This window comes from Planococcus beigongshangi, assembly GCF_016820495.1.
GTDB classification, from domain to species: domain Bacteria; phylum Bacillota; class Bacilli; order Bacillales_A; family Planococcaceae; genus Planococcus; species Planococcus beigongshangi.
The window spans coordinates 1-6646 of the sequence record NZ_JADHDU010000017.1; the positions used below are offsets into that span (position 1 = coordinate 1).

7 protein-coding genes are annotated in these 6646 nt (G+C 41.2%); 1 reads left to right on the plus strand and 6 read right to left on the minus strand.

Annotation, left to right across the window (positions count from 1 at the left end; genetic code table 11):
• The 4 genes from IQ294_RS16075 to IQ294_RS16090 all read right to left on the minus strand — a co-directional run.
• Positions 1 to 278: Hsp33 family molecular chaperone HslO (locus IQ294_RS16075; protein ID WP_203335062.1), on the minus strand; the 278-nt coding region annotated here is incomplete at its 3' end.
• A gap of 247 nt (positions 279 to 525) precedes the next feature.
• Positions 526 to 816: a type II toxin-antitoxin system RelE family toxin gene (locus IQ294_RS16080; protein ID WP_203335063.1), complete on the minus strand. Its 291-nt coding sequence runs from the start codon at positions 814 to 816 to the stop codon at positions 526 to 528.
• 3 nt (positions 817 to 819) lie between these two features.
• Positions 820 to 1140 carry a hypothetical protein gene (locus tag IQ294_RS16085; RefSeq protein WP_203335064.1) on the minus strand — a complete coding sequence of 107 codons (321 nt, stop codon included), beginning with the start codon at positions 1138 to 1140 and terminating at the stop codon, positions 820 to 822.
• Between the two features lie 397 nt (positions 1141 to 1537).
• Positions 1538 to 1762 carry a hypothetical protein gene (locus tag IQ294_RS16090; RefSeq protein WP_203335065.1) on the minus strand — a complete coding sequence of 75 codons (225 nt, stop codon included), beginning with the start codon at positions 1760 to 1762 and terminating at the stop codon, positions 1538 to 1540.
• Between the two features lie 672 nt (positions 1763 to 2434).
• Between IQ294_RS16090 and IQ294_RS16095 the strand changes: the two genes are divergently transcribed.
• Positions 2435 to 2791 carry a helix-turn-helix domain-containing protein gene (locus tag IQ294_RS16095; protein ID WP_203335066.1) on the plus strand — a complete coding sequence of 119 codons (357 nt, stop codon included), beginning with the start codon at positions 2435 to 2437 and terminating at the stop codon, positions 2789 to 2791.
• Between the two features lie 195 nt (positions 2792 to 2986).
• On the opposite strand, the gene IQ294_RS16100 is transcribed toward IQ294_RS16095, so the two are convergent.
• Together IQ294_RS16100 and IQ294_RS16105 are read right to left on the minus strand one after the other, a co-directional pair.
• Positions 2987 to 4657 (minus strand): diguanylate cyclase domain-containing protein, encoded by a 1671-nt coding sequence (locus IQ294_RS16100; protein WP_203335067.1) that lies wholly within the window; start codon positions 4655 to 4657, stop codon positions 2987 to 2989.
• A gap of 82 nt (positions 4658 to 4739) precedes the next feature.
• On the minus strand, positions 4740 to 6446 hold the full coding sequence (locus IQ294_RS16105) for a putative bifunctional diguanylate cyclase/phosphodiesterase (protein WP_203335068.1): 1707 nt from the start codon (positions 6444 to 6446) through the stop codon (positions 4740 to 4742).
• Positions 6447 to 6646 lie beyond the last annotated feature (200 nt).

Genomic DNA, 6646 nt, shown 5'->3' on the forward strand with positions numbered 1-6646 from the left:
TCGTTCAGGTATCCTCTGACATTTCCATTGGCTTCGGCTTCCGCAAAAATCTTATGGAGAGGATTGCTCAACGTTACCTGGAGGCTCATTCGCTGGTTCCCTTTGAGCGTACCAGAGAGTATGCTCATTGCTGATATCGTTTTGCCTAACATCAGTTTAAGCGGTTTAGGAAGTTCCTGGTTTAAGGCATAGATATCGCGAAGCAACTGGGAATTATCAATAAAATAGAGACGAATCTGTTCTTCATTAATTAATGCCTTAACAATGGCATTTTGCACAACGATTCCCCCCTTTTGCAAAAGTAAGCTAGCTTTACTATAAAACCTTACCCTACGTAAGGTTCAAGGGGAGAATGAAATTTTCACGATATTTATTTTTAGTTAACATATGAAGGATTATCAGAAGTTGCGGCATTAAATAAGAGAATAACCTGGTTGAATAAAAAAGAGTCCGGCATAGCGAGCACTTTAGAAGTGCCGGTATGCCGGGCTCTTATTAATAGGAGGAACCTTTTCTTCCTTTTAGTTAGTCTAGTCGCTCTTCAGCCATCTTATAAATCTTTTCTTTGTCGCGTTTACCGATGGCCACAATCTGAATCACTTGGATGGTTCCCTCGGCTTCTCTGAAAATAATCCGCAGGCCCATCTTCTTGTTTTTCAGCTTGTTGCATTGCGCCAAATTGCCATGAAGGGATTGGCCGGCTTCCATGCCTCTCAATTTGATTCGGTCCAGCGCTTTATTGACAAAGATCTTTTGGCTGCCATCAAGCTGTTCATAATCTTCCTTTGAATACTGTGTCCATTCAAGTTGATACAACGGTTATTCCCACCCGTCTTCTTCATCAATGACAGGGGATTCAGTTGCGGTTGCACCGCGAACTTCCACGTCTGAAAAAGTAGAGACATTTTCTGTCAGCAGCCGTTTTTCAGCCATCAAATCAGCCAGCTGATCGTAAAGTTCTTCTATTTCTCTGTTCAAGGACTCGTATTGTTTTTGGGTAAGCATCACACCGGCAACCTTTTCACGGTTGAAGACATACACGCCAGCAGCTTCTTGATCGGCCTTCTGAAAAGCTTCCATGGGTGACCGTTTGACATTCGAAATCGAAGTTGTAGGGATATCCAGTATTCTCATCGCCATTTCCATCCACTCCTTTAGGTTAGTTTCATTATATACTTTTTAAAAGACTTTTAAAAGTCTTTTTAATTTATATTAGAAAACCTAACATGTTTTAAGTGCATGAGACTTTTGATATTCGTTCGTAAAAGTGTACTTTTACGAACGGTCATTTTTATTAAAGACAACTTAGGTTTGAATTTTCCAATGTTTCATAAGAAATTCTGTAAAAATATAAAACCACTTTAAGCTCTTTAAGAACTCAAGTGGTTTTAAGAATGGAATTTCCTTTTTTTCAACTTTCACATGAGTAAAATCGATCGAGTCTTATTCACTGAGAACAGTTTTCTTGAAAAGCTATTAAAGAACTCATCAGACTAAAGTAGAAAGAAGGAGATTTTAATCAGATTAAAAAGTTAGTTTACAGAAACTTATCGCTCATCGGATGTACTTTCTCTGTCAGCAACTGAACAGACTGGCAATAGGGACAGATAGTAAAAACATCGTTCTCTTCCAGTCGCTTAATGTAATCCTGCGAAGCTGTAAATTCTCTCTTTTCAATAGGAGTAGTCAAAAACCCGCATAAATCGCCTGCAAATCGCTGTCGATGAATTTTTTTCGTTATGTGGTCAATAAAGTATGTCATTTAAAACCTCTCCTTGTCTTCAGGTAAGAAAAAAGCCGAAAGCATAAATTATTATGCTTTTCGGCTTTTTTCAGCAGCGCTATTAGTCTGCTATAGATAATTCATTTTTAAAGAAGTAAAAACGTAGGACAGGTGAAATATACACTAAAATGGAAATGCTATTGTTTTCCACTCACCCTCATTTTACTGGTTCTTTTGACACAAGTAAAGCATGATATTGGCATCTTCTTAACAAGCTGTTAATAAAACAAAGTGACCTGAACGAAAAATTTACTTTAATACGCTGAAAAGGGATTTAGCCACGAATTTCTTGAATTTCTCATGTCTGGTGAATCAAAGTCTTTATAACTTATTTTAACGCTTATAATTAATAGTAAAGCACGAATAAGAAGAAAGGGCATGTTTGTATCCTGCTTTTTATTTTGCTGATAAAAGTACATGTTAGAAACGGCAAAATAAAGCAAGAAAGAGGATAAAGCTGAAATCGGGTCTGTGATGAAACGGGCGAAGACTTTATGGAATCCTGACAATACAACGACAGCGAGAAAAATGGGAATTTTAATTTTTTTCAATTTTTTCTAAAAATTTTATCTCGATATATTGATTTTATCAGGGAAAAACCTTGTATTTTAAATAGTCAGATAATTATTGGCGGAAGGGTGCGGGATGTTCATGAAGGATATCGGGGAAAAAATTAAAGACTTACGAGAAGAAAGGTTTCTTTCTCCAAAACAATTAGCTGAAGAGATAGGCGTTGCGAAAAGTGCGATTTGGGATTATGAAAGCGGTAAAAAACAAATTCCCATCAGTCATCTTGCGCTGCTTGCTGATTTTTTCGATCTCTCAGTCGATTATCTTCTGGACCGAACGGAAAAAGTCATCGATTTGGATTTACAAGATATCGCGACTAAAAGTAGTATCAATCTGAGGCTTGATGATCAAGTGTTAGACAAAAATGAAATTGCGGATGCTGCCTCTTATATCCAAGTGAAACGCCGTCTAGAGAGTTACAATGATGTGAATTCGTGATTGCTGCGTTATAAAATAAAAAATGCAGAAAAGGGACTCTCCTAAAAAAGTCGTTTTATGACCTTTCAGGAGAGTCCCTTTAGTGACTTTGTTTAGTTTATGAGTGCATGACTGCTCAAGCTATTTAAACCAAGCAATTCAGTAGGTGTCAAATTTCCTTTTAAAAATTTTTAGATGAGAGAAGGGCAAATGTATTCACAAGCAATGGATGCGGTAAGTGCCGCGTCCTGCTACTTTCGATTCGTACATCGCCACATCGGCATTTTTTAAGATGGAGGATCCAGTAGCTCCAGCTAAGGGAGTTAAGGCGATACCCATGCTGACTTTGACTTCCAGGGAATCGTTTTCCATATTCCAGGGCAGTGCTACTGCTTCCTGGATCTGAATTGCCATTCGCTCTGCCTGTTCTGTGGTTTTTATATCCGGCAGAACGAGAATGAATTCGTCACCGCCGAGGCGTGCAACGAAATCATGTTTATCTATGCTCTGACGTAATCGCTTGCCGAATTCCTCAATGACGGCATCTCCAATCTCATGGCCGAATTGGTCGTTGATTTCCTTGAAATGGTCAATGTCGAGAAGGATCACAGTTAAAACGTCAGCTGCTTCTGTTGACTGGCTTATCTTCTCTGATAGGAAGTCCTTTAAGAACCGCCGGTTTGGCAACCCGGTCAAGGAGTCATGATAAGCATAATGCTGCAATTGCATTTCGCGTTCCTTATGAAGCGTGATATCCTGAGAAATTGTCAGCATATGCACAAATTGCTGTTCTTCATCAAAAACAGGTGTCCCCTGCATTTCGGTCCATATCCATCCTTTGGATTTGTGTTTTCGCCGTACTTCCACGATATAGGTTTCGGCATTTTGGATGGCCAGCGAAAATGCTTCTTTTACCTGAGCAATGTCTTCCGGATGGATATTATGGAAAGGGGGCATGGACAGGTGTTCTTCCGGATCCAACCCGTACACTCTTTTGCTCGAAGGGGAGACGTACAAGGATTCTCCTTCATGATTCATCAAGACAATGACGCCATGTGCATTTTCGGCAATGATGCGGAACCGACTTTCACTTTCTGAATACTGGTCGAACATTTTATCCAGCTCGGTCATGTCCTTTAACGTCGCATAGACACCGACTATTTCCTCCTGTACTTTGACAGGCGCAAAATGAATGAGAACACCGATTGCTTTCCCGGCACATCCGATGAATTTTGTTCGGAAATCGTGAGAAATGCCGGATAGGGCCAGCTGGTAATAGCTATTTAACAATTCATGATCTTTCTCGATGATATGGTCGCTGAAGTTCGTGTCAATGAAAGTGTTCAACGGACACCCGGTCATTTTTTCTACAGTAGAATTGCCTGTTAAAATCTGTCCGTTTAAATCAAGGGAGAAAATGGCGTCTATATTGTTTTCGTACAACGAACGATAACGAGCCCGGCTTTCTTTCAGCCGTCCCCAGGTCTCCTCATTTTCTCTTTTAGTCAGCCATTCATCGGTCTTGTCTTTGACGACGCCGATTAAATGTGTGCATTGCCCTTTTTGATTGAACACCGGTGTTATCATGGTTTCTGAGTAATACGACTCCCCGGAGGAAGAAAGATAAGAATCTTCATAGACCACACACTCTTCTGTTTCGAGGGCTTTTTTGTACTGTTTATTCAGCAAAGTCGCTGTTGCCGGATGAAACACTTCTTCGAATGTTTTCCCTGTATCGTTCTCGGTTAAATGCGTCCGTTCAAATACGGCCTGATTAAAAAATTCATATTTAAGAACCGGACTCAATTCCACACTGACGATAAAAACCATGTCTTTGATTGCTTCCATTAATACCAAGTCATAAGGGAGCCTGTCTGTTTTATTCACGTGCCATACTCCTCTCTGAACTGTCTGCTTTTTTATCCTTTTAAAACGCCTATCTGAAAATTCATTATACGCTAAACGGCCATTACTTTTTAGAGGATTTATCTTCAACAAGCAAATATTTCTGTTCAAATTCGATCACTTTTAAGGGTTTATCATACAGGTAACCTTGATAGACATCGCAGTCATTCGCTCGTAAAAAAGCAGCTTCTTCATTCCGTTCCACCCCTTCAGCGACCAATTCGCATTCAATACTCCTGGCCAGATGAATAAGAGACTTTAAGACGGCTTCCGATTTCGTGTCTTGCCCAATTTTCTGGACGAAAGATCGGTCGATTTTAATTTTTGTGATAGGGAAATGGGTCAAATAAGAAATCATGGAAAAGCCAGTTCCAAAATCATCGATGGCAATCGAGATTCCCTTCGCTTTGCAGAGAAGCAGATTTTCCAGTGTTTTCGGTGAATAAGTCAGTTCCGCCTGTTCCGTAATTTCGATTTCGATTAAGTCCGGGTTAATTTTGTATCGGTCCATCATATAGAAAAACTGGTCAAAGAAGTCAGAGTTGCTGAGAAGGGAGGCAGTCATGTTGATGGCTGTTCGCACGTTCCATTCAAAATGATTTTCCCATTCTTTGATTTTTGTAAACACTTCCGTAAGCAGATGTAGCGTTAATGAAACAATGGTGCCAGTCTCTTCAGCCACTTGTATGAATTCAGGCGGGGAAATTTCTCCGAGTTCGGGATGATTCCAGCGTGAAAGCACTTCGACACCAACAAGTTCATTGGAACGTCCATCGATCTGTGGCTGCATCGTGTAATAGAAACCAGTGGTTTTTAATTCGCCGGCCAGTCCTTCCTCGATAATGGATTTACGAGCCCGCTGGATTTTCATGACCGGCCGGAAAAAAGCATAAGAGGAGCCATGGACATTTTTCGCTTCGGACATCGCCATTTCAGCAAAGGACAACAGCTCATCCGTCGATTCAGCATCAAAAGGGTAACAAGCAATGCCGATGCTGGCACTAATGGTGACTTTCTTTTCGTTTTCCAAAGAGATGGAAGTATAAAAGATGCCTTCAATTTGTTCAGCAAACTCCGCTAAGTTTTCACCCGTACGGGGTTTTAATAAAACGATAAATTCGTTTCCGTCCATTCGACCGACGTGACAGCTGTCACTTGAAAAGCTTTTTAACTCTTGGGCGATTTTTTTCATGATCGTTTCACCGGCATGTTGGTTGTGAAGGGCATTGATAAAGTTCAAGTTGTCTATACTGATATGGAAGACCGAAAACTTTTCCTTTCGTTCAATCATCGAACGCGTCGTCTGAAGAATGGACCGGCGATTTGACAAACCGGTCAAATAATCATAATACGCAGCCTCAGTCAATTGCGCCTCTGTCTTCTGGCGTTCGCTTACATCCTGAAAAAAAATCGCCAGGCCGCCTTTTTTCATTGGGCTGGCCTTGACCTGAAACCAGGTGTCAAGCGGCTCATAATAATCAACAAACTCCGTTGTGACCTGTTCCCGTAAAGCACGTTCATAATGATGATGAAAGAGTGAATCCATCGCTTCAGGAAACAGCTCAAACAATCCACGTCCCACTACACTTCTCCGTTCAGTCCGAAACAGTTCTTCGGCCTTTTCATTGATATAAATCAGTTGCAAAGCATCATCCAGTAGACAAAATCCTTCTGTCATGCTTTCCAGAACAATTTCAGCCGTAATGGGCTGAGTGGAATGAAGGGTAACGGGCTTGTGGAAAACAAGCACGCCTTTTGGTGTGCCCGGCATGGGCGTAATCTATAGGGTGCAAGTCCCGAACTGTGAAGGCAGAAGTAACAGTTAGCCAAGCGCAAGGGTGTCCACGGCGACGTGGAATCTGAAGGAAGCGGGCGGCAAACCTCCGGTCTGAGGAACACGAACTTCATAGAAGGCTATATGCGATTGGGTGAGTCTGCCAAACAAGGCAAAGCCCTTTCTGCCGAAGGTCG